The organism is Streptomyces sp. NPDC002888 (genome assembly GCF_042888465.1).
GTDB lineage: Bacteria > Actinomycetota > Actinomycetes > Streptomycetales > Streptomycetaceae > Streptomyces.
Map to the genome: position 1 here is coordinate 21649 of NZ_JBIAPU010000047.1, position 22065 is coordinate 43713.

20 protein-coding genes are annotated in these 22065 nt (G+C 72.5%); 10 read left to right on the plus strand and 10 right to left on the minus strand.

Annotated elements, in window-relative coordinates; translation table 11 throughout:
* The first annotated feature begins 96 nt into the window (after nucleotides 1-96).
* The 3 genes from ACFYWX_RS45300 to ACFYWX_RS45310 all read left to right on the plus strand — a co-directional run bounded on the left by ACFYWX_RS45300 (nucleotide 97) and on the right by ACFYWX_RS45310 (nucleotide 3252).
* Nucleotides 97-1602 carry a metallophosphoesterase family protein gene (locus ACFYWX_RS45300; RefSeq protein WP_389431305.1) on the plus strand — a complete coding sequence of 502 codons (1506 nt, stop codon included), beginning with the start codon at nucleotides 97-99 and terminating at the stop codon, nucleotides 1600-1602.
* Nucleotides 1603-1679: 77 nt separating this feature from the next.
* Nucleotides 1680-2714, plus strand: coding sequence for an LLM class flavin-dependent oxidoreductase (locus ACFYWX_RS45305; RefSeq protein ID WP_389431307.1), 1035 nt, complete (start codon nucleotides 1680-1682; stop codon nucleotides 2712-2714).
* A 4-nt stretch (nucleotides 2715-2718) separates the two neighbouring features.
* Entirely contained in the window at nucleotides 2719-3252 is a 534-nt protein-coding gene (locus ACFYWX_RS45310) for a hypothetical protein (RefSeq protein WP_389431308.1), read from the plus strand.
* Nucleotides 3253-3278: 26 nt separating this feature from the next.
* Here ACFYWX_RS45310 and ACFYWX_RS45315 read toward each other — a convergent pair whose 3' ends face one another.
* Nucleotides 3279-4268 carry a TauD/TfdA dioxygenase family protein gene (locus ACFYWX_RS45315; protein WP_389431310.1) on the minus strand — a complete coding sequence of 330 codons (990 nt, stop codon included), beginning with the start codon at nucleotides 4266-4268 and terminating at the stop codon, nucleotides 3279-3281.
* 252 nt (nucleotides 4269-4520) lie between these two features.
* Here ACFYWX_RS45315 and ACFYWX_RS45320 point away from each other — a divergent pair, with 252 nt between their 5' ends.
* From ACFYWX_RS45320 to ACFYWX_RS45335, 4 genes are all read left to right on the plus strand, one after another.
* Nucleotides 4521-7835 (plus strand): hypothetical protein, encoded by a 3315-nt coding sequence (locus ACFYWX_RS45320; protein WP_389431311.1) that lies wholly within the window; start codon nucleotides 4521-4523, stop codon nucleotides 7833-7835.
* 74 nt (nucleotides 7836-7909) lie between these two features.
* A complete protein-coding gene (locus tag ACFYWX_RS45325) occupies nucleotides 7910-8740 on the plus strand; it encodes an aldo/keto reductase (RefSeq protein WP_389431313.1) in 831 nt (276 codons plus the stop codon).
* 57 nt (nucleotides 8741-8797) lie between these two features.
* Nucleotides 8798-9397 (plus strand): DNA polymerase ligase N-terminal domain-containing protein, encoded by a 600-nt coding sequence (locus tag ACFYWX_RS45330; protein WP_389431315.1) that lies wholly within the window; start codon nucleotides 8798-8800, stop codon nucleotides 9395-9397.
* Nucleotides 9398-9612: 215 nt separating this feature from the next.
* On the plus strand, nucleotides 9613-10050 hold the full coding sequence (locus ACFYWX_RS45335; protein WP_389431317.1) for a cupin domain-containing protein: 438 nt from the start codon (nucleotides 9613-9615) through the stop codon (nucleotides 10048-10050).
* On the opposite strand, the gene ACFYWX_RS45340 is transcribed toward ACFYWX_RS45335, so the two are convergent.
* From ACFYWX_RS45340 to ACFYWX_RS45375, 8 genes are all read right to left on the minus strand, one after another.
* Nucleotides 10051-12390 (minus strand): SpoIIE family protein phosphatase, encoded by a 2340-nt coding sequence (locus ACFYWX_RS45340; RefSeq protein WP_389431318.1) that lies wholly within the window; start codon nucleotides 12388-12390, stop codon nucleotides 10051-10053.
* A gap of 55 nt (nucleotides 12391-12445) precedes the next feature.
* Entirely contained in the window at nucleotides 12446-12913 is a 468-nt protein-coding gene (locus tag ACFYWX_RS45345) for a peroxiredoxin (RefSeq protein WP_389431319.1), read from the minus strand.
* Nucleotides 12910-13290: a DoxX family protein gene (locus tag ACFYWX_RS45350; protein ID WP_389431320.1), complete on the minus strand. Its 381-nt coding sequence runs from the start codon at nucleotides 13288-13290 to the stop codon at nucleotides 12910-12912. Before ACFYWX_RS45350 ends, ACFYWX_RS45345 begins: the two co-directional genes overlap by 4 nt.
* Before the next feature lie 179 nt (nucleotides 13291-13469).
* Nucleotides 13470-13973 carry a MarR family winged helix-turn-helix transcriptional regulator gene (locus ACFYWX_RS45355; protein WP_389431321.1) on the minus strand — a complete coding sequence of 168 codons (504 nt, stop codon included), beginning with the start codon at nucleotides 13971-13973 and terminating at the stop codon, nucleotides 13470-13472.
* Nucleotides 13974-14059: 86 nt separating this feature from the next.
* Nucleotides 14060-15229 (minus strand): NAD(P)/FAD-dependent oxidoreductase, encoded by a 1170-nt coding sequence (locus ACFYWX_RS45360; protein WP_389431322.1) that lies wholly within the window; start codon nucleotides 15227-15229, stop codon nucleotides 14060-14062.
* Nucleotides 15226-15420 carry a ferredoxin gene (locus ACFYWX_RS45365; protein WP_389431323.1) on the minus strand — a complete coding sequence of 65 codons (195 nt, stop codon included), beginning with the start codon at nucleotides 15418-15420 and terminating at the stop codon, nucleotides 15226-15228. Before ACFYWX_RS45365 ends, ACFYWX_RS45360 begins: the two co-directional genes overlap by 4 nt.
* A 68-nt stretch (nucleotides 15421-15488) precedes the next feature.
* Nucleotides 15489-16721 carry a cytochrome P450 gene (locus tag ACFYWX_RS45370; RefSeq protein ID WP_389431324.1) on the minus strand — a complete coding sequence of 411 codons (1233 nt, stop codon included), beginning with the start codon at nucleotides 16719-16721 and terminating at the stop codon, nucleotides 15489-15491.
* A gap of 138 nt (nucleotides 16722-16859) precedes the next feature.
* Nucleotides 16860-17594, minus strand: a complete 735-nt coding sequence (locus ACFYWX_RS45375) for a response regulator transcription factor (RefSeq protein WP_389431326.1) — start codon at nucleotides 17592-17594, stop codon at nucleotides 16860-16862.
* 171 nt (nucleotides 17595-17765) lie between these two features.
* Between ACFYWX_RS45375 and ACFYWX_RS45380 the strand changes: the two genes are divergently transcribed.
* Together ACFYWX_RS45380 and ACFYWX_RS45385 are read left to right on the plus strand one after the other, a co-directional pair.
* Nucleotides 17766-18695, plus strand: coding sequence for an SGNH/GDSL hydrolase family protein (locus ACFYWX_RS45380; RefSeq protein ID WP_389431327.1), 930 nt, complete (start codon nucleotides 17766-17768; stop codon nucleotides 18693-18695).
* Between the two features lie 69 nt (nucleotides 18696-18764).
* The gene (locus ACFYWX_RS45385; RefSeq protein WP_389431328.1) at nucleotides 18765-19814 is read left to right on the plus strand and encodes a zinc-binding dehydrogenase; all 1050 of its coding nucleotides are present in this window, start codon (nucleotides 18765-18767) and stop codon (nucleotides 19812-19814) included.
* A 12-nt stretch (nucleotides 19815-19826) separates the two neighbouring features.
* On the opposite strand, the gene ACFYWX_RS45390 is transcribed toward ACFYWX_RS45385, so the two are convergent.
* Nucleotides 19827-20471, minus strand: coding sequence for a TetR/AcrR family transcriptional regulator (locus ACFYWX_RS45390; RefSeq protein WP_389431330.1), 645 nt, complete (start codon nucleotides 20469-20471; stop codon nucleotides 19827-19829).
* 182 nt (nucleotides 20472-20653) lie between these two features.
* Between ACFYWX_RS45390 and ACFYWX_RS45395 the strand changes: the two genes are divergently transcribed.
* Nucleotides 20654-21844 (plus strand): histidine kinase, encoded by a 1191-nt coding sequence (locus ACFYWX_RS45395; RefSeq protein WP_389431331.1) that lies wholly within the window; start codon nucleotides 20654-20656, stop codon nucleotides 21842-21844.
* Nucleotides 21845-22065: the final 221 nt, after the last annotated feature.

Consider the following 22065-nt stretch of genomic DNA (forward strand, 5'->3'; position numbering starts at 1 on the left):
TCCGCCCACGAGCGCCTCGGGGGTCGACTCTGCACCGGGCCGGGCGGGGTGGACCCCCGTCCCGGTCCCGTCGTAGATCGTTGCTACGGTGCCCCGGTGTCTGACTCTTCACGCGATACCGCCGAAGGCGCCGGCTGGGGCACCCTCGAACGCGGCGAGTACAAGAAGCTCATGCCGCCCAGGGTCGAGAAGCTCTCCTGGCTGAACCCGAAGACGCTGTGGGCGGCCCGCAACGGCGTGGTGGCCTCCTGGTTCGGGGACCCCACGGGCCGTACCCGCGGCCGTTGGGTGGCGCAGAGACAGGCCGCGGGGGCGCCCGCCGACAAGGTGATCCGGCGCGCCGGCGAAGACACCTTCTCCTTCATGGTGATCGGTGACACCGGCGAGGGCGACGACTCCCAGTACGCCGTCGTGCCGGGGTTCTTGAAGATCGGTCAGGGCACGGACTTCGCCGTCCTCGCGAGCGACGTGATCTACCCCGTGGGCAGCGCCGACGACTACGGCACGAAGTTCTTCCGGCCCTACCAGGAGTATCCGGCGCCCATATACGCGATACCCGGCAACCACGACTGGTACGAGGATCTCGGCGCGTTCATGCGCGTCTTCTGCGACGACGCCCCGCCGCTCGCCCCCGAGCCCAGGCCCCGCCCGCTCACCCGGGCCTGGACGCGGTCGCTGCTGTGGCACCGGCCGCGCGCGACGGACGGTCAACACCTCGACGAGGTGCGGCAATTGCGGTCCGCTGCGGGGCAACGGGCCGTCCAGCCGGGCCCGTACTGGGCGATCGACGCCGGACCGGTGCGGATCATCGGCATCGACACCGGTCTGCTGGGCACGCTCGACGCCGAACAGGGCGCGTGGCTGCGCGAGGTGTCCAAGGGCCCCCGCCCGAAGGTGCTGATCACCGGCTCGCCGCTGTACGTGGACGGCGAGCACCACCCCTGCCCGATCGACGGCGGCGGCACGGTCGACGAGATCGTCCGCGACCCCGAGCACCACTACGTCGCGGCGATCGGCGGCGACATCCACAACTACCAGCGCTACCCGGTGCGGTTGGACGGCGGGCGCACCCTCCAGTACGTGGTCTCGGGTGGCGGCGGTGCCTTCATGCACGCCACGCACATCATCCCCCGGGTCGACATCGCCGGCGTGACCGAGAAGGACTTCCGCTGCTATCCGCTGCGCGGCGACTCCCTCGCCTTCTACAGCGGGCTGTACGGCCGGCGGCTGCGCCTGCGCCGCTTCTTCACGCTCACCGAGGCGGAGGCCACGGCCGTGATCGCGGAGCGCCTCGGCATCACCCCGGCCCGTGCTCCTGGCCCGGACGCCCGTGTCACCCTGCGGACCCGGCTGGTCGCGAGTCTGCTGGGCGCCGGTGGCCGCCCCGACCGCACCTCGCGGTTCCGGCTGCCCGTACGCAAGATCTACACCTCGCTGTTCTCACCGGGTTCGGCGACCTACAGCCCGCCCTTCTTCAAGTGCTTCCTGCGCCTGGACGTCACCCCGGAGGCGATCCGGCTGCGCTGCTTCGCGGCGACGGGCAACCGTGCACAGGAACTCCACCCGCCGGTCGAGGACGAGGTCACCATCCCGCTGACCTGAGCCGGCCCGAACCCACCTGCGACAATCGAACAGCACCGCTGAACGGCCGTACCCGCCGTGAACGATGGAGGAAGCCCGTGCCGACGACCTCACAACCCCTGCGGAAGCTGGGCTTCCTGACCATCGGACTGTTCGACGAGGCCGACCCGCGCCGGGGCCACGAGACCACGCTGGAGATCATCGAGCTGGGCGAGCGGCTCGGCTTCGACAGCGCGTGGGTGCGCCACCGCCATCTGCAGTACGGCATCTCCTCCCCCGTCGCCGTCCTGGCCGCCGCCTCGCAGCGCACGCGGCACATCGAGCTCGGCACCGCCGTGATACCGCTGGGCTGGGAGAACCCGCTGCGCCTCGCGGAGGACCTGGCGACGGTCGACATCCTGTCCGGGGGCCGCCTGAACCCGGGGATCAGCGTCGGCCCGCCGATGCACTACGACCAGGTGAAGGACGCGCTGTACCCGGACACGGCCGACGCCGAGGACTTTGGTTACGAGCGGGTGCGGCGGTTGCTGGACTTCGTGCGCGGCAAGTCGGCCACCGACTTCAGCGGCATGGAGGGATTCGAGGTGTTCTCCGACCGGGTGCAGCCGCACTCTCCCGGCCTGGGAGGCCGCCTGTGGTACGGCGGGGGCAGCCTGAGCTCGGCCCGGTGGGCGGGTGAGCACGGCATGAACTTCCTCACCAGCAGCGTCGTCAAGGCCGAAGGCCCGGACGACACGCGGGACTTCGCTCAGATCCAGCTCTCCCACGTCCACGCCTTCCGCTCCGCCCACCCCGACGGCGAGGCCGCCCGCGTCTCCCAGGGCCTCGTCGTCATCCCCACCGACTCCGCGTCGCCCGAACAGCGCGCGAAGTACGAGGAGTTCGTCGCCAAACGGCTGCCGCGCACCACGTCCCCGCAGGGCCCGGCCCGGCTGCTGTTCGCGCCGGACCTGGTCGGCACTTCCGAGGAGATCGCCGAGCAGCTGTACGCGCACGCCGCGTTCCGCGAGATCGACGAGGTCGCCTTCGCGTTGCCCTTCACCTTCGAGCACGAGGACTACGTGCAGATCCTCACCGACATGGCGGCCAAGCTCGGGCCGGCGCTCGGGTGGCAGCCCGCAGCGCGCGGCTGACGCCGTGTCCGCCCCGGAACTGCAGGGCTGGCGCGACGGGCCGGGGCGCCGGCCCCCGTTCTACGCCCACTGCGAGGAAACCTACGCACCGGGTGTGGGGCACGCGCTGGCGGCGGGCCGTAGCCTGTGCGGCATTCCGCGGGACCGGCTCACCGTGTACCGCGGCCCCTTCGATCCGACCCGGGACACGGCCTGCCCGAGCTGCAGGGCGCAGACGGTCGGAGATCCCGAGCCCAGCCTCCAGGAACGCCTGGAGCACCGGGTCCGGGGCGCGGTCCCCGGTCGGCCGCGCGAGGAACTGCTGGCGGCGCTGCGGCAGGGAGCGGAGGTCGGGCTCTGGGTCAGCGGGCCGGCGAAGGACCTGGTCCGGCACTACGCGCACCGCGAGCGGATCGTCGAGGGCGGCGAACCCATCGAGGCCGTGGTGCGCGCGGACCGGCGCCTGGGACTGGCCCGCGTGGTCCACGGCCACCGTGAGTTCGTCGTGTTCATCCCGCAGGACGGCCGCCCGTTCGTGACCCGCGCGGAGCCCGCCTGACGCCGCCGGTCCCGACCGGGTCGGCCTCACCAGCGGCCCGGCTCGGTCCCCGTGATGGGCTCCGACGGCTTGCCGTCCACCCCGACCGGCACGTCCCCGGCGAGCATCACCCGGTGCATGGTCCGGGGGAAGTCCAGGTGGGCGTTGTCGCCGGGGGCGAGGTGGATGGTGGCCCGGTTGTCCCAGAAGGCCACGCTGCCCGGCTCCCAGCGGAAGCGGACGGTGTACTCGGGGCGGACCGCCTGCTCCAGCAGCATGTCCAGGAGCGCCCGGCTCTCCGCCCGGGAGACGTCGGCGATCTGCTCGACGTAGTAACCGTTGACGTACAGCACCCGCTCTCCCGTCTCGGGGTGGACGCGCACCAGCGGGTGCAGGGACGCGACCTGGTGGTCCAGCAGATGGCGGAGGTAGGCGTCGTCGCCGGGGCGCGGCTGGTAGCCCACGCCGAGCCGGTGCTCGGCCCGCAGGCCGGCGGTGAACTCCCGTACCGGCGCGGAGAGTCCGGCGTACGCGGCGGCCAGGTTGGACCAGGTGGTGTCGCCGCCGTAGGGCGGGACGGTCTCGGCGCGCAGGATCGTGGCGGCGGGCGGGTCGATGCGGGCGCCGTGGTCGCAGTGCCAGCCGCGCAGCAGGGTGTGCCGCCGGCGCTGGAGCCACTCGTCGTGCTCCATGCCGAAGCGGCCGCCCAGCTCCAGCCGGTCGGCGGTGGTCTCGATCTCGGGGTATTGCGGCGGTGAGGCGCTTCCGCGCTTGCGCAGCACGACCGGTTCGCCGAAGCGGCGCGCGAAGGCCACGTGCCCGGCGTGGTCGAGCCGCTGTCCGCGGAAGAACACGACCTTCCAGCGCAGCACCGCCGCCCTGATCGCCGCGACCTGGGCGTCGTCGAGGCCGTCGGCCAGGTCGACGCCGGTGATCTCGGCACCGATGTGCCCGGCGACCGGCCGCGCCTCGATCCCCGCCGTCCGCTCCGCCCTCTCCCCCGTGTCCCTCTCCCCCGTGCCCCAGTCCGTGCTCATGCGCGCTCCGTTGATCGTCTGGTCGTGGTACCGGCTCCGGGGAGATCGTGACAGCGATCGCCCGAGGGGGCGACAGGGCCTTTCGGAAGGGGGCCGGAAGGGGGCCGTCCCGTCGAATCGAATCGAATCCCGTCACGATTTCAGCTCAACGGCCTTCGGGCTTGCCGGACTTGCTGCCATAACGGCACCTCGCCGCTACGGTGTTTCCCCCAGGTCGCAGTCGACAAGTCGGAGCAGAGGCCCGGTTATCAGGTGACAGACTCTCCTCCCACCGTGGTGATCCTCACGGCGCTGCCCGTGGAGTACGCAGCCGTACGCGCGCACCTCAGTGACGTGGTGCGGCGCGAGGACGACTACGGGACGGTCTTCGACTGCGGGCGGCTCGCCGACACCGGCCTCACGGCCGCCGTGGCGCTGATCGGCGAGGGCAACGAGAACGCGGCCCTGATCACCGGGCAGGCCTACAACCTGTTCGGCCCCAGGGCCCTGCTCTTCGTCGGGGTCGCGGGCGCGCTGAGCGAGGATCTCGAGATCGGCGACGTCGTCGTCGCCACCCGCATCTACGCCTACCACGGCGCGAAGGTGAACCCGGGCGCCTCCCTCGCCCGCCCCCGCGCCTGGGACGCCTCGTGGCGGCTGTTGCAGGCGGCGTACCGGGCCACCCACGAGCCGGACGTCACGGTCCACTACAAGCCGATAGCCGCCGGCGAGGTGGTGCTCAACGACCGGGCGTCGAACCTCTCGGAGCACCTGGAGAAGAACTACAACGACGCCGTCGCCATCGAGATGGAGAGCGCCGGGGTCGCCCGGGCCGCGCACGTCAGCGGCAGGCTGGACACCCTGACGATCCGCTGCATCAGCGACAAGGCCGACGGCCGCAAGCGGGAGGCGGACGCCAAGGGCACCCAGCGGATCGCGGCCTCGCGTGCCGCGACGATCGCCGTCGCCGTCCTCAGGGAGTTCGCCAAGAGCGTCGTGGCGCGGCCGGATCCCGGACACGGCGTCGGGGCCCTGGCGGCGCAGGGTGGTGGAGGGGCGGGGAGTTCCCTGCCGGCCCACGGTTCCGCGGTGGGGGCAGACGCCGGAGCTTCGGCCGGTCCCGGAGCAACCGGAGTGCCGGAACCGGCAGCCATGGAAAGACCAGCACCGGAACCCGCGGCCGCCACGGAGAGACCCGTACCGGAACCCGCGGCCGCCGTCGAGAGATCCATACCGGAGTCCGCGGCCGCCACCGAGAGACCCGCGCCGGAACCCGCGGCCGCCACCGAGAGACCCGCGCCGGAGCCCGCGCCCACCGCGGAGAGACCCGTACCGGAACCCGTGGCGACGGAAAGATCCATTCCGGAAAGAGGCGCGCAGGAAAGACCCGCCGTCGCTCCCCCGCCCACCCTGACCGGCCCCGCCACCCGCCAAGGCCCGGTATCGCCCGCGCTCGCCGTCTTCTCGGACGGCCCCGGCACCGGCCGGTCGGCGCCCTCCGCCTCCACCGCGACGCCCCTCTCCGACCCGCCGGGATCCTCCGCCCCGGCCGCCCCGGCCGCCTCGCCCGGCACCGACGACGCCGCCGCCGGCCCCGGCGCCGCCCGGGTGCCTGGGCGGAAGCCGGCCCACCGGGCCTCGCAGGCCGCAGACCCCTTATTGCTGTCCGGGCTCCGCGCGCCCCTCTTACGAGGCCTGCGGGCCGCACGCAGGCACCTCACGCCGCTCCGTGCCACCGCGCTCGCCTTCGTCCTGATCCTGGGAGCACTCGTCCCCGTCCTGTTCTCCGGAGACGACGGGGCGGGCCCCGGCCCGGGGAACCCTTTCGCCTCCAGCCTGCCGACCTGCCCCGCGGACAAGGCCGACACCACCCTGCGCATAGCCGCCTCCATCGATCTGTCCAAGTCGCTCCAGGAGGCCGCCGCCGACTACGGGGCCCGGCGCACCGACGGCCACTGTGTGAAGATCGCCGTCAGCGGCGTCAACTCCGGTACGGCGATGCGCGCTTTGGCCAAGGGCTGGACCGAGGCCGACGGACCCACGCCCCCGGACGTGTGGTCGCCCGCAGGCAGCGAGTGGCTGGCACTGGCCCGTACGAAGGCGACGCCCAAGGCTCTCGAGCGACTCCCGGAGACGGCCCAGCCGATCGTCACCAGCCCTCTGACGATCGCGATGCCCAAGACGATGGCCACGGCCCTGGGCTGGCCGGAGCAGCGGATCGGCTGGAAGGACCTGGCGAAGTGGGCCGAGGACCCGGCGGACTTCTGGACCGAGCGGGGCGAGAAGCAGTGGGGCGCCCTCAAGCTGGGCAAGACGAACCCCCACTACTCCACCTCCGGCCTCAACGCGACCATCGGCGCCTTCTACGCCCGCACCGGCACCAGCGGCGAACTGTCCGCGAAGGACATCGACGCCCCCGCCAACCAGGCGCTCGTCAAGACCATCGAGAAGTCGGTGGTCCACTACGGCGACACCACCCTGACGTTCCTGGCGAACCTGCGCGCCGCCGACGACTCGGGCGGTGAGGACGAGGCGACGCGCTACATCTCCGCCGTCACCGTCGAGGAGAACGCGGTCGTGGCCTACAACCAGGGCTACCCCTGCGGCGCGTACAGCGACGAGCCGGAGTGCGCGAAGACCGACAAACCCAGGACCCCGCTCGTGTCGCTGTACCCGAAGGACAGCAACCCGGTCAGCGACCACCCCTACGTCACGCTCAACGACCTGCCCGCGGCCAAGGGGACGGTCTCCGCGGACTTCCTCCACCACCTGCACGACCCCGCCGTGTACAAGAAGTACTTCGCGCCCTACGGGTACCGGACCCACGACCGGAAGCCGGGCCCGTCGATCACCGAGCAGAACGGCGCGCTGCCCGGCACCGAGCTCTCCGCCTACAACGCGCCGAAGGGCCCGGCCCTCGAACGGATCCAGCAGACCTGGTCCCGGCTGCGCCGCCCGGCCCACGTCCTCGTCGTCATCGACACGTCGCTGTCCATGGAGGACAAGGTGCCCGGCACCGGCAAGACCAAGATGCAGTTGCTGAAGGACGCCGAACCGGCCCTGTTCGGCGAGTTCGGACCGGCCGACCGGGTCGGTCTGTGGAAGTTCTCCAACGCGGCGAACCTCGACGGCAAGCACCACTACAAGGAGCTGATGCCCATCGGCCCGATGGACGGTCCGGCGCCCGGCGCCGACGGCGTCACCCGCCGCAAGCAGCTCACCACAGAAGTGGGCGCCCTCGTCCCCAACGGCGCCACCGGGCTGTACGGCACCGTCGACGCGGCGGCGAAGGCCCTGCGCGAGGACTACGACCCGGACGCCATCAACGCCATCGTGCTGCTCACCGACGGGCGCAACGAAGGCGTGCCCGCCCGGCCGACGCTGGAGGAGGTCCTCTCCCGTGTCGGTGGCTCCGACCACCGGATCCGGATCTTCACCATCGCCTACGGCTCCGACGCGGACGAGCAGGACGCGGGCGGCAGGACCGTACTCGGAAAGATCGCCGCGGCGACCGGAGCCCGCGCGTACGACGCGAAGGACCCGAGGGTCATCGGCCAGGTGCTGACCAGCGTGATCTCCAATTTCTGAGCCCGTGCGTTTGATCGATCCCCTCCCCATCCGTGACGCTGGGGGTACGGCTCAGTCGAAGGGAAGGCTCCACGGTGATCGACATTCCGGCGCACCAGCTCAACGACGGCACGGCGCTCCCCGCGATCGGTCTCGGTACCTGGCCGATGAACGACGCCCAGGCGGAGGAGGCGGTGGCAGGCGCCCTCGGCCAGGGCTACCGCCTTCTCGACACGGCGACGAACTATCGCAACGAGAGCGGCGTCGGCCGCGGCCTGGCCCGCAGCGGTGTCCCGCGCGAAGAGGTCGTGGTGACGACGAAGCTCCCCGGCCGGCACCACGGTCACGACGAGACGCTCGCCTCCTTCGAGGAGTCGCGGGCACGGCTCGGCCTGGAGTACGTGGACCTCTATCTGATCCACTGGCCGCTCCCCCGCGTCGACCGGTACGTCGACGCGTGGAAGGCCATGATCAAGCTCCGTGAGGACGGTCTGGTCCGTTCGATCGGCGTCTCCAACTTCACCGCCGCCCACATCGAGCGTCTGCAGAAGGAGACCGGGGTCCTCCCCTCCGTCAACCAGATCGAACTGCATCCCCACCTCCCGCAGGAGGAGCTGCGCGCCTTCCACGAGGCCAAGGGCATCCGCACCGAGAGCTGGTCCCCGCTGGGCCGCGGCACACGTCTTCTGGAGGACCCTGCCGTCGTCGCGACCGCCGAGTCCCTCGGCGTCACGCCCGCCCAGGTCGTGCTGCGCTGGCACGTCCAGCTGGGCGCCGTGCCGATCCCCAAGTCGGCGAGCCCTGAGCGGCAGCGCGCCAACCTCGACGTCTTCGGTTTCTCCCTCGGCCCCGCCCAGATGCGGGCGGTGTCCGACCGGGCGCACCACCGCATCGGCGGGGACCCCGAGACGCACGAGGAGTTCTGAGCCCCCGGGCCGGGGTACCCGGTGGGCTGCCGGAGCGCCGCCGGAAGGAGTGAGCACGTGGGTGAGCAGGAGCGGCTGCGGGAGTACCACGGCAAGCGCGACTTCGCCCGGACCGCGGAGCCCGGGGGACGGACGGCGCGGGCCGGGGAGGAGCCCCGGTTCGTCGTGCAGATCCATGACGCGAGCACGCTGCACTTCGACTTCCGGTTGCAGGTGGAGGACGTACTGAAGTCGTGGTCGATCCCGAAGGGGCCGTCTCAGGACCCGAAGGACAAGCGGCTCGCCGTGCCCACGGAGGACCATCCGCTGGAGTACGAGGAGTTCGAGGGTGTCATCCCCCGGGGCGAGTACGGCGGCGGAACCGTGATCGTCTGGGACCGCGGGACCTACGAGCCTCTCAGCCACGACCGCAAGGGGCGGGCCGTCGACTTCGAGGAGTCCCTGCGGCGGGGGCATGCGACGTTCCGGCTGCACGGGTCGAAGCTGCACGGCGAGTACGCGCTGACCCGGTTCCGGGGCGGGGACGACGGCGAGGAGGCGTGGCTGCTCGTCAGGGCCGGCCGCGGAGAGCGGCAGGGGCACAGGACGCCCGACCCGCGCCGGGCACGGTCGGCGCGCACGGGCCGCACGCTCGGCCAGGTCGCCGCGGAGGAATGAGCGAGGTTGAGCGACCTGCCCGCCGACCGACATCGCCCCCGAGACCACGCGCCCGCCCCGGCGTCCCCCGGCGCCGCGCGCCCCGCCCGCCGTCCAGCATCCCCGGCCCCAGGGCGATCCGCGGAAAGCGGCCCGAACTGCCCTTGCGCGCCTCTATGTTCGCAGCGACACGACGGCACGTCGTGCTCGCCCGTGCGAACCAGGAGGCCCTTCGTATGCGCACCTCACTCCGCACCGCCCTGACCGGCGCTCTCGTCGCCGCGACCGTCTTCGTCGGCACCACAAGCGCACAGGCGACGCCGCCCGGGCCAGGTGTGAGTGCCCGGCTGATCGCCCGGTCGACCGTGGGCGACACGGACTACGTCCTCAGAGAGATCACCATACCGGCCGGTCAGGCCACCGGCTGGCACTACCACGACGGTCCGCTGTACGGCGTGGTGAAGCAGGGCACGCTCAGCCACTTCGACTCGGCCTGCGCCTCCGACGGCGTCTATCCGAGGGGCAGCGCCATACAGGAGCCCGCCGGGCCCAAAAACGTGCACATCGGCCGCAACCTGGGCGACACACCGGTCGTCCTGGAGGTGCTGTACGTGCTTCCGCACGGCGCGCCGTTCTCCGAGGACGCGCCGAACCCGGGCTGCCCGTTCCAGTGATCACAGGGGCGGCAGGGGCTGTTCGGCCCAGATCGTCTTGCCGTTGCTCGTCTGCCGGCTGCCCCAGCGCTGGGTGAGCTGGGCGACGAGGAGGAGGCCGCGTCCGCCCTCGTCGTAGGCGTGGGCGCGGCGCAGGTGGGGGGAGGTGGAACTGCCGTCGGAGACCTCGCAGATGAGGGAGCGGTCACGGATCAGCCGTAGCTGGATGGGCGGTTCGCCGTACCGGATCGCGTTGGTGACGAGTTCGCTGACGACGAGTTCGGTGACGAAGGCGGCCTCGTCGAGGCCCCAGGCGGTCAGCTGGTCGGTGGCGGCCTGCCGGGTGGCGGCCACCAGCGCGGGGTCCGGGTGGACGTCCCAGGTGGCGACCTGGTCCGTGCCCAGCACGCGGGTGCGGGCCAGGAGCAACGCCACGTCGTCGCTGGGCTCCTCCGGCAGTACGGCCTTGAGGACGGTGTCGCAGAGGTCGTCGAGCGAGTCGACGGGCGCGACCAGGGCGCGGCACATCTCGGCGGTGGCGCGGTCCACGTCGCGGTCGCGGTCCTCGATCAGGCCGTCCGTGTAGAGGGCGACGACCGCGCCCTCGGGCAGTTCGAGTTCTGTCGCCTCGAAGGGCAGGCCGCCGACGCCGAGCGGCGGCCCGGGGGTCATGCGGATGAGCCGCGCGGTGCCGTCGGGCAGGACGACGGCCGGGGCCGGGTGGCCCGCCGCGGCGGCGGTGAGGCGGCGCGCCACGGGGTCGTAGACGGCGTAGAGGCAGGTGGCGCCGAGCTCCGCGACGTCCTCGCCGCCGTCGTACGCGGCCAGATGGGTGACGAGGTCGTCCAGGTGGGTGAGGAGTTCGTCCGGCGGCAGGTCGACGTCGGCGAGGGTGCGGACGGCCATACAGAGCCTGCCCATGGTCGCCGAGGACGGGATGCCGTGGCCGACGACGTCGCCGACGACGAGGGCGACGCGGCTGCCGGAGAGCGGGATGACGTCGAACCAGTCGCCGCCGATGCCCGCGAGCGACCCGCTGGGCAGATAGCGGTGGGCCACCTCGACCGCGGCCTGTCCGGGCAGGCCGCGCGGCAGCAGGCTGTGCTGCAGGGCCAGCGCGGTGGTGCGTTCGCGGGCGAAGCGGCGGGCGTTGTCGATGCAGACGGCGGCCCGGCTGGCGAGTTCCTCGGCCAGGATGGCGTCGTCGGCGCCGTAGTCGTCGACGGCGCCGATGCGGATGCCCACCACGACGCCCAGGGTGGTGCCGCGGGCCCGCAGCGGGACGGCGAGCATCGAGTGGACGCCCCGGCGGTAGGGGCGGCCTCCCGGGGCGCGGGTGTTGCGCTCCGCGACCCACCGCATGAAGTCGGGCTCGCCCGCCTGGCTGAGGATCGCGCGCCCCGACCGCAGCGCCCGGGCGGGCGGGGAGAACGGCGGGTAGATGTCCGTCTCGCCCAGGTGGACGGCCGCCTCGGGGGTGCCCTCGGTGACGGAGCCGTGGGCGACGCGGCGCATCATGATCTCGCCGTCGGGGACCGGGGGCGGTTCGTCGGGGCCGAGGACCCATTCGAGCAGGTCGACGCTGGCGAAGTCGGCGTAGCCGGGCACCAGGAGTTCGATCAGCTCCTCGGCGGTGCGCACGACGTCCAGGGTGGTGCCGATGGCGGCCGCCGCCTCGTTGAGCAGGGCCAGGCGCTGGCGGGCCCAGTACTGCTCGCTGCTGTCGAACGCGGCCAGGGCGACCCCGGTGACCTCCCCGGCGGGGTCCCGCACGGGCCACATCTCGATGCTCCAGGCATGCTCCCGGTTGAGGGCGGGCGCACCGGTGAAGCTCTCGTAGCGGACGGGCCTGCCCGTCTCGGTGACCTGGCGCAGGTTGCTGTTGAAGCCGCGGCTGTGCACGGCGTCCTCGACGGTCTCCGGGAAGTGGCGGCCGAGCAGGGCCTCCTCCGGGACACCCATCACCCGGCAGGCGGCGTCGTTGAGGCGGAGGTAGCGCTGCCGGGTGTCGAAGACCGACATCGACATGGACGCCTGTTCGAACGCTTGTCCCGCCAGGGTGGCCTCCGGGTCCCGGGGCCGCTCGGTGGTGACGGCGAAGCCCGTGGCCTCGCCGTCCGGGCCGAGCACCGGGCACGCCGTCAGGGTGACGGGGACCGGGTGCCCGGCACGGTGGCGCAGCATGACGAAACCGGTCCGCTCGGTGAGCGTCCGAGACGACACCTCCTCCGCGAGCAGGTCGGCCGCGGGGCGCCCCACGGCCTCCTCGGCCGAGTAGCCCGTGAGCACCCGCGCACCCTCGCTCCACCCCGTCACCCTGCCGTGGGCGTCGATGATCGCCGCAGCGGCGACATGCTCCATAGTGTCCAGAATGGTCCCGATGCGGCGGAGCATCAACCGCGGCGGAGGCCGGCTCCTACGACGAGTGGGCGCGCACTGCCGCGAGGGCCCGGTCGGCGTGGGTGTTCATGCGCAGTTCGCTGCGGACGATCTCCAGGACGGTCCGGTCGGGCGCTATGACGAAGGTGACCCGTTTGGTGGGCGCCAGCGAGAAGCCGCGCTTCACGCCGAACAGCTCCCGGATCTTTCCGTCGGCGTCGGAGAGCAGTGGCATGCCGAGTGTGTGGCGTCCGGCGAACTCCTGCTGGCGGTCGACGGTGTCTCCGCTGATGCCGACGGGGCGGGCGCCGACGGCGGCGAACTCGGCGGCCAGGTCACGGAAGTGGCAGGCCTCGGCGGTGCAGCCGGGGGTGAGGGCGGCGGGGTAGAAGAAGAGCACCACCGGGCCCTCGGCGAGGAGTCCGGACAGGCTGCGCTCGGTTCCGGTCTCGTCCGGCAGCGAGAAGTCCTCGATCCGGTCGCCGACCTTGACGCTCTCCGTCATGACCGGCCCTCCGCGCTCTTGGCGACGCTGCGCGCCCACAGCACGAGCGGCAGCTGGAGGGGCAGCCGGCCGAACGCGGCGGCCTTCTGAGGCGTGGGGCGGTGGCGCCGGTCCACGGCGAACTTCACGTTGGCGGGGAACACGCCGACGAAGAACGCCGCCGTGGCCAGGCCGGCGATCCGCCGCGTCCGCGGCAGGGCCACGCCCGCGGCGAGCGCGAGCTCGGCGACGCCGCTGGCGTACGTCCAGGTCCGGGGCGAGCCCGGGAGAGCACGCGGCACGGTCGCGTCGAACGAACGTGGCGCGGCGAAGTGGGCGACACCCGCGGTGACCAACAGGCCCGCGAGCAGCAGGGATGAGCGTTCGGACCGTGGCACGGTTCCTCCTCTGACGACCTGCCGCGCGATATTACGGGACGGTAGCCGGGGACCGACCACCGGGTCGGTCGCTCCCAAGTCCCTTACACCCCGGAGGAGATCGGCCGACGGCACACGGGCGGGGCGGCGAGACACGCACGCCGCCCTGCCGGCTTCCCCTGTCGGCCGGCCGAGGTCCGTCAGGTCGTGGGCAGCTGTTGTTCCTTCTCGTCTTCGACGGCGTAGGTGAGGAAGTCGTCGACCATGCGGTGGAAGAGCGTGGCGAGCCGGCGCAGCTCCTCCGGAGCCCATTCGGCCAGGGCCAGCTGCATGCCGCGCGCCCCGGCCTCGCGGATCCGGTCGATGGCCTGGCGTCCGGTGTCGGTGAGCTGGATGCGCTGGGCGCGGCCGTCGTCGGGGTCGGGGACGCGGGTGACGTAGCCGGACTTCTGGAGCTGCTGGACCGTCCGGGTGACGTGCGAGGCCTCCACCCCGAGCCGCGCGGCCAGCTCGCCCGGCCGCAACGGCTCCGAGTCGGCGATCTGACGCAGCAGCGCCACGGCGGCCCGGTCCAGCGGCACGCCGGCCAGGGCCATCAGCCGTTCGTGCTGGCGGGCCCGGGTACTCAGGTAGGTGATCCGGCTGAGCGCACGCTCGATCTCGATCACTTCCGGGGAGGCTGTGGGGAGCGGTTCGGTGGGCATGGACCCCACTTTACCATCTTGTTGCGTAACTCAATTAAATTACTCTCCGCATTGCCCCGGGCCCACCGGCCCCTGGGATCACAGTGCTACACCGGCGCCCGCACGGCCTCCTCCCAGGCCGCCGCGGACGCGATCGACTGGCGCCACGTCCGGAGCACCCTGGGCGGCATGCCCACCGCGAGCGCCCCGCTGACCCGGTCGCCGGTGCGGTACGCGGCCACGAACCGGCGCTGCGCGAGGTCGCCCTCCACGACGGCGACCTCGTCGTGACCGCGCAGGAAGCCGTACGCCTGGACCTTCATGTCGTACTGGTCCGACCAGAAGTACGGCACCGGCGCGAACGGCTTGCGCGCGCCCGGGGCGAGCAGGTTGCGGGCGGCGGCCATGCCCTGTTCGGCGGCGTTCGTACGGTGCTCGATGCGCATCGGCAGCCCGAACAGCGGGTTGTGCCAGCGGGCCACGTCACCGGCCGCGTACACGCCGTCGGCGGCCTGCAGGTACTGGTCACAGACGACGCCGTCGCCCACGGTCAGGCCGCTGCCGGCCAGCCATTCGGTGCGGGGCAGCGAGCCGACCGCCACCAGCACCTCGTCGGCCTCGACGACCTCGCCGTCGGCGAGCCGCACCGCATGGTCGGTCACCTCGGTCACGATGACCCCGGTGCGCAGCTCCACACCCCGGTCCAGGTGGGCCTGCGACAGCACCCGGCCGACCTCCTCGCCGACCGCGTGGGCCAGCGGCACCGGCGCCGGTTCGAGGAGCGTCACCCGGGCCCCGAGGCGCCAGGCCACGGCGGCGGCCTCCGCCCCGAGGAACCCGGCGCCGACCACGACCAGATGCCGCCCGGGGCGCAGCCGCTCCCGCAGGGCGAGCGCGTCGTGCAGGGTGCGCAGGACATGCCCGCCCCCGCCCGGCAGCCGACGGGGCCCGACCCCGGTGGCCACGATCAGACCGTCGTACGGCACCTGCGACCCGTCCGCCAGCCGGACGACCCGGTCGGCCAGGTCGAGGCCGGTCGCGGCGACGCCCAGGCGCAGGTCGAGGTGGAGGGCGGCGAGGTCGTCGGTGGTGCGCAGCGCCAGCCGGTCGGCCTCCCACTCCCCGGCCAGGAGCTGCTTCGACAGCGGCGGCCGGTCGTACGGGAGGTGCGGTTCGTCGCCGACGAGGGTGAGGGTGCCGTCGTGGCCCTCGCGGCGCAGCGTCTCGGCCGCGGCAAGCCCGGCGGCCGAGGCGCCCACGACGACGACTCGGTTCATTTCTCGACCAGCCGGATCGCGGCGGCGGGGCAGACGGCGACCGCTTCCCGCACGTCGTCGAGGAGCTCGGCGCCGGGCTGCTCGTCCAGCAGGATCGCGATGCCGTCGTCGTCCTGGTCGAACACCTCCATGGCGGCGACCACACACTGCCCCGAGGCGACGCACTTGTCGGCTTCGAGTTCCACCTTCATGGGAATCCCCTTTTTCACACGCGGCTTTGTCGGACGTGGTTCTTGTTCGGTTGCGGGACGGGGGACCGTCACCAGGTCACGGGCAGTTCGTGCACGCCGTAGATGAAGGCGTCGTGCTTGAACCGGACGTCCTCGACGGCGCAGGCGAGCTTCAGGGTGGGAATGCGCCGGTAGAGGGTGCCGTAGACGACCTGGAGCTCCATCCGGGCCAGCGGCTGGCCCAGGCACTGGTGGACGCCGAAGCCGAAGGCGACGTGCCGGCGGGCGTCGCGGGTGAGGTCGAGCCGGTCGGGGTCGGGGAACACCCCGGGGTCGCGGTTGGCGATCTCGTTGACCATGATGACGCCCTCGCCGGCCTTCAGGACCTGGCCGGCGATCTCGATGTCCTCGGTGACCGCCCGGCGCCGTCCGAGGTGGGTGATGTGCAGATAGCGCAGCAGCTCCTCGACCGCGGAGGAGACGACTTCGGGGGCGTCGGTGTCGCGCAGCAGGGCGAGCTGGTCGGGGTTCCGGAGGAGGGCGAGGGTGCCGAGGGCGATCATGTTCGCGGTGGTCTCGTGGCCCGCGATCAGCAGGAGCAGCGCCATCTCCGTCGCCTGCCGGTGGTCGATCTCCCCTGCGGTGATCCGTCCGGCGATGCTCGAGAGCAGGTCGTCCTGCGGCTTGGCGAGCCGCTCGCCGATGAGTGTGGCGAGGTAGGCGCCCACCTCCCGGCTCGCCGCACCTCGCTGCTCGGGGGTGGCGTCCCGGTGGACCATGGTCTTGGTGTTGTCCTGGAAGAAGTCGTGGTCGGCATAGGGCACGCCGAGCAGTTCGCAGATCACCAGCGAGGGGATCGGAAGGGCGAACGCCTCCACGAGGTCCACGGGCTGCGGACCGGCGAGCAGACCGTCGATCAGGTCGTCCACGATCCGCTGCACGGCGGGCCGCAGGGCCTCCACCTTCTTGATGGCGAACGGCGCCGTCACCATCCGGCGCAGCCGGGCGTGTTCGGGGTCGTCCATCATGATGAAGCTGAGCTTGCCCTCGCCGCCCTCGGGTGAGGCCTTCGTCGGGTAGCCCGGGCGGTCGGTGTCCGCGCTGACCCTCGGGTCGCCCAGCAGCGCCCGCTGCTCGGCGTAGCGGGTCACCAGCCACGGCTCGCTGCCGTCCCACAGCCGCACCTTCGTCAACGGCCCCTGCTCCTGGAGCTCCTTGAGCGCGGGCGGAGGGTCGAACGGGCAGCGGGCCGCCCGGGGCATCGGGAACTCGGGGACGGCGTCCGGCGCTTCGGGCGCGGGACCGGCCAGGGGATGGGCCATGGTTCTCCTCGGTCGGTGGGGGGCTCCGGGCGGGCCGGAGAGCCGGGGTGAAGGGGCGAGGCCTCGATGAGCACATGCAAACAGAGGGGGCTGACGCCTTCCGGTCAGTTCCCTGACAGAAGCCTGACGTGACCTGGATCACGCGCGGTCCGCCTTCTCGGTCTCCCCGAGCCAGTAGCCGAAGCCCCGCCGGGTGTGGATGAGCGCCGGTGCGCCCTGGTCCACCTTCCGCCGCAGCCGGGAGACGAGTTGCTCGATCGCGTTGTCCCCGCGGAATTCGCCCCAGACGTACCGGCTGATCTGCTCCTTGGACAGCACGCGGTGGGCGTTGACGAGGAGGTGGCGCAGCAACCGGTACTCGGCGGGCGTGAGGTGGAGTGCCCGCGACCCGCGCCGGGCCTGGCAGCGGGCGTCGTCCAGGGCCAGTTCCTGGTAGCCCAGGGGGACCTCCCGGCGAGCGGGGCCCGCCGCGCGCAGCAACACCTGCATCCTGGCCAGGACTTCGGCCATGCGGAAGGGCTTGGTGACGTAGTCCCGCTCCCCCGGGCCGAGTTCGGGGAGGATCCGGTCCAGGGAGTCACAGGCGGTCAGCATGAGGACCGGTGGGCGATGGGCGATCCTCGGTCGGCCGCTCCCCTCCATCGCCTCGATGTCGGGTGACGTGATGTCGACGACCACCAGATCGAACCGCTGCGCGGCGAGCCGGCCCAGGGCCTCGGTGACGGTGGCGGTGACGCCGATCCGGTAGCCGGCGAGCTCCAGGGTGGTGGCGAGCAGATCGGCGACGTCCGGTTCACCGGCGACGACCAGGACGTGCTGACCGGCGCCGCGGGCGAGCTTCGCGGCCGGCGTTGCCTGCGGTAACTGGCGCATGGACTCACCCTACCGTTCTGCTTGCCTGACTCAAGTAATCTCTTCGATTGCTTGACTCAAGTAATTCATCATGCTTGCCTAACTCAAGCAACACCAGCGGAGCCGTCCTGAGCGGAGGCGGCACCTCCACCCACCCGTCCGATCGGCCGGGATCCAGGACAGGACACCCCGATGAAGACCTCAGTACGCGCCTCCCTCGCCGGGGCGCTCGCATGCGGCGTGCTCGGCACCGCGATCCTGGTCACCCGGCCCGGCCACGACCGGGACCCCGCCCCGCCGAAGGGCCCGTACGTGGCACTCGGCGACTCCTACACGGCCGGCCCCGAGATCCCGGACCGGTCCGGTACGCCCGCGGGCTGCGACCGCTCCGACCGCGACTACCCGGCGCTGGTCGCCCGCCGGCTCGGTCTGGACGCGGCCGACTTCCGCGACGTCAGCTGCAGCGGCGCCACCCTCGCCACGCTGACCTCACCGCAGCCGACCGACGACGGCACCAACCCGGCCCAGCTCTCGGCCCTGTCGCCACGCACCCGCCTGGTCACCCTCCAGATGGGCAACGACATCGGCTTCGCCTCGCTGGTCGAGCAGTGTGTGAAGTCCGGGGTCCTCTCCTACGCGGCGAGCAGCGTCGGATTCCACACCGGCGACGCGCCGTGCCGTGCGCGCTACGTCTCCGGGGGCACCGACGAGGTGCGGCGCAGGATCGAGGCGGCCGAGGAGCGGCTCGACCGTGCGTTGGGCGAGATCGGGCGCCGGGCGCCCGGGGCCGAGGTCCATGTCGTCGGCTACCCGGCGATCCTGCCGTCGAAGAACACCGACTGCGGCCGCGAGATGGGCCTCGCACCCGGTGACGTCGCCTACCTCGACCAGAAGGAACGGCAGCTCAACACGATGCTGCGGCGGCGCGCCGAGGACGCGGGCGTGCACTACGTCGACACGTACACCCCCTCGACGGGCCGCGACGCGTGCGCCGCCCGGGAGGTGCGCTGGGTCGAGCCGGTCGTCCCCCGCGCGCCCGCCGCCTCCGTCCATCCCAACGAACGCGGCGAGCAGGGCATGGCGAACGCCGTCCTGAAGGCCGTCGGCGCGCAGCAGTCCTAGGCCCTCCGAGCGCTCCGAGCCCTCCGAACACCCTGAAGCACCCGGCTCACCAGTGAAAGGCACTCCCCCATGACCACGATGAAGTCCGTTCAGACCGCCGGTGTGGGCAAGGTCGAGGTGGTGGACGTCGAGCGTCCCGCGCCCGGCCCCAAGGACGCGCTCGTCCGGATCCGCGCCTGCGGCATCTGCGGCACCGACGTCACGTTCCTGCACATGGGCGGCATGCCGGCCCGTGCCCACCTCGGCGGCGAGCTGGTGCCGGTGGCCCTGGGCCACGAGCCGGCCGGTGAGGTCGTCGAGGTCGGCGCCGAGGTGGTCGGCCTGAAGGCGGGCGACCGTGTGGTGGTCAACCCGCAGGACGCCCCCACCGGCATCATCGGCTGCGGCGGCAGATTCGGCGGGATGAGCGAGTACCTGCTGATCGAGAACGCCGAGGTCGGCAGGAGCGTCGCCGTCTTCCCCGGCACGGTGCCCTTCGACGTCGCCTCGCTCAACGAGCCGATGGCCGTGTCCCGGCACGCCGTCAACCGTTCCGAGGCGAAGCCGGGCGACAAGGTCGTCGTCTTCGGCGCCGGGCCGATCGGCCTGGGCGCCGCGATCTGGCTGAAGCTGCGCGGCGTGGAGCACGTGGTGGTGGCCGACGTCATCCCCGCACGGCTGGAGAAGGCGCTGGCCGTCGGGGCGGACGCGGTCATCAACTCCGCCGAGGAGGACGTGGCGGCGCGTCTGACCGAGTTGCACGGGCAGAGCGCCAACGCCCTCGGCCAGCCCCGGCCGGGCACCGACGTCTTCATCGACGCGGCCGGTGCCCCCGTGGTGTTCAACACCGTGGTGCAGTCGGCGAAATGGGGCGCCAAGCTGGTCATGGTGGCGGTGCAGAAGAAGGGCTCCGACATCGACCTCGGCGGCATGCTGCGCAGCGAGCTGACCCTCGTCGCCTCGCAGGGCTACCCGACCGAGATCTTCGAGGTGACGCCGCAACTCGTGGAGCACCAGGAACGGTTCGCCAGGCTGATCAGCCACCGTGTGCCGTTCTCCGAGGTGGACCGGGCCTTCGAGCTCACCCTGACCCCGGGTGCGGCGGAGAAGGTCGTCGTCACCCTCGACGACGAGGACTGAGTCGCGGTCGGCTCACCGGCTGTAGGGCGCCGGCCACAGGCCGGCGATGGCGTCGATCAGACCGGTGGCGGCGTCGTGCCAGGTGGCGCGGGGCGTGGGCATGCCCTCGGCGAGGGCGCGCTCGCGCTCGGCGGTGGTGTGCAGGATCAGATGGCGCGCCATGTCGCCGCGCTCGGCGCGGACCTCGGGGGGCAGGTCGCTGAGGCAGCGGGCGAGGCCGTCGACCACCAGCCGCATCGACGGTGAGGTGAGGGACTCCTCGACCATGATCGGGTACAGGGCGGGGTCGGTCATCACCTGGGCGCAGAAGCGGGCGTACCAGGTGGGCGATCCCAGCGCCGCCAGATGCTCGGTGACCGGGCGCACCAGGCACGACACCCAGTCGTGCAGGTCCGCGGAACCGTCGAGGCCGGCCACCAGCCGGGCGCGGCCCTCCTCGATGCGTGCGGCGTGTTTGCGCACGATGGCGCGGACCAGGTCGGTCTTGGTGCCGAAGTGGTAGCCGACGGCGGCGTTGTTGCCCTGCCCGGCCGCCTCGCTGACCTGGCGGTTGGACACCGCGTACACCCCGCGCTCGGCGAACAGCCGCTCGGCCGCGGTCAGGATCAGCTCCCGGGTCGCCCCGGCCTGCTCCGCCCGTACCGCCCTGCCCGTCATGATCACCACCGTACCGGGACTGCGCGCCACCCCTGGGCGGCCAGTCCCTCGAAACCGTCCGGGGCCACCGCCGACACCGCGGTTTCCGGGACGGAAGCCTACGCAACGGCCGCGGCGGGCCTCCGTCGGCCTGCTCCCCACGAACCCCCTGTACAGACCGTGTCGAGAGGAACGACGTCATCATGCGATCGAGTCTGCGGCAGGCGGCCCGGGCCTCGGGCCGGCTCGTCGCCTCCGCGGCCTTGGCCTTCGGGTCGTACCTCTTCATCACGGTGCTGCTGATCACCGCCACCGGCACGGCCGCGGTGGTCGGCTGCTGGCTGCTGCCCGAGACCGTGCTGCTGGTACGGCGGATCGCCGGGGCGAAGCGGAGGCTGACGGCTGCGTGGACGGGCCGGGAGATTCCCGAGGCGTACCAGCCGATCACCGGCACCCTGCGCGAGCGGCTGACCACGTCGGTCCGCGATCCCGGCACGCTCACCGACTTCCGGTGGCTGCTCGCCTACTACGCCTACGGCTGGCTGCCGGTGCTGTTGGTGCCGTTGTGGCCGCTCGCCCTGGTCGTGGACGGGGTGTGGTGCGGGCTGCTGCGGCGCGAGGCGGTGGTCCTGCCGCTGATCGTGCGGCTCGCCGACCTGGAGGCGTCCTGGTCGGCCGCGCTGCTCAGGCCGTCCCCGAAGGCGCTGCTGGCCGCCCGGGTGGAGCGGCTCACCACGACCCGGGCGGACGCGGTCGCCGCGCACGGCGCCGAACTGCGCCGCATCGAACGCGACCTGCACGACGGCGCCCAGGCCCACCTGGTCGCGCTGTCCATGCGGATAGGTCTGGCGCAACGGGCGTACGAGCGTGATCCGGACGCCGCCCGCAAGCTGCTGACGGACGCCCAGGACCAGGCCGAGGAGGCCCTCACCGGGCTGCGGCACGTGGTGCGCGGCATCCACCCGCCGATCCTCACCGACCGCGGACTCGTCGGGGCCGTGCGGGCGCTCGCCGCGAGCTGGGGGTCCCCCCGCTCGAGCGAAGCCGAGAGTGGGGGAGGGCTCGAGGTCACGGTGGACGTCGACGGCCCGGCCGACGACGGTCCGCGCGCCCCGGCCGCGGTGGAGGCGGCCGCGTACTTCGTCGTCGCCGAGTCGCTGACCAACGCCGCCAAGCACAGCGGCTCCGAGCGGGCCGACGTCCGGCTCGCCCGTACCGACAGGGGGTTGAGCGTGCGGGTGCGGGACGAGGGGCGGGGCGGCGCCGACGAGGCCGGCGGCTCCGGACTGCTCGGGATACGGCGCCGGGTCGCGGCACTCGACGGCACGGTCCACGTCTGCAGCCCGACCGGCGGCCCGACGGTCGTCACGGTGGAACTGCCGTGCGTGTGGTGAGCGCCCGCGCCTGGAGGACGAAGCACGCGGCCGCCGCCACGCCGGGTGATCGCCGAACTGGTCCTCCGGTATGACCGGGCCGGGGCTTCTACTGCAGGGCGCGTACGCGTGAATGTCGGCAGCCGCACGACGACGTGCGGGCCCTGGGCGGGAACTCTGGTCGGGGCATCCGGCCGGCTCACGATCACCGTCACCGACGACGGCACGACCACCGCCTGCGG

Coding starts and splice junctions, on each gene's coding strand:
- ACFYWX_RS45315 (WP_389431310.1), bottom strand. CDS start 4,268: ATGAGCACGGACTGGGGCACGGGGGAGAGGGACACGGGGGAGAGGGCG.
- ACFYWX_RS45335 (WP_389431317.1), top strand. CDS start 9,613: ATGCGCACCTCACTCCGCACCGCCCTGACCGGCGCTCTCGTCGCCGCG.
- ACFYWX_RS45340 (WP_389431318.1), bottom strand. CDS start 12,390: ATGGAGCATGTCGCCGCTGCGGCGATCATCGACGCCCACGGCAGGGTG.
- ACFYWX_RS45345 (WP_389431319.1), bottom strand. CDS start 12,913: ATGACGGAGAGCGTCAAGGTCGGCGACCGGATCGAGGACTTCTCGCTG.
- ACFYWX_RS45355 (WP_389431321.1), bottom strand. CDS start 13,973: ATGCCCACCGAACCGCTCCCCACAGCCTCCCCGGAAGTGATCGAGATC.
- ACFYWX_RS45360 (WP_389431322.1), bottom strand. CDS start 15,229: ATGAACCGAGTCGTCGTCGTGGGCGCCTCGGCCGCCGGGCTTGCCGCG.
- ACFYWX_RS45365 (WP_389431323.1), bottom strand. CDS start 15,420: ATGAAGGTGGAACTCGAAGCCGACAAGTGCGTCGCCTCGGGGCAGTGT.
- ACFYWX_RS45370 (WP_389431324.1), bottom strand. CDS start 16,721: ATGGCCCATCCCCTGGCCGGTCCCGCGCCCGAAGCGCCGGACGCCGTC.
- ACFYWX_RS45375 (WP_389431326.1), bottom strand. CDS start 17,594: ATGCGCCAGTTACCGCAGGCAACGCCGGCCGCGAAGCTCGCCCGCGGC.
- ACFYWX_RS45380 (WP_389431327.1), top strand. CDS start 17,766: ATGAAGACCTCAGTACGCGCCTCCCTCGCCGGGGCGCTCGCATGCGGC.
- ACFYWX_RS45385 (WP_389431328.1), top strand. CDS start 18,765: ATGACCACGATGAAGTCCGTTCAGACCGCCGGTGTGGGCAAGGTCGAG.
- ACFYWX_RS45390 (WP_389431330.1), bottom strand. CDS start 20,471: ATGACGGGCAGGGCGGTACGGGCGGAGCAGGCCGGGGCGACCCGGGAG.
- ACFYWX_RS45395 (WP_389431331.1), top strand. CDS start 20,654: ATGCGATCGAGTCTGCGGCAGGCGGCCCGGGCCTCGGGCCGGCTCGTC.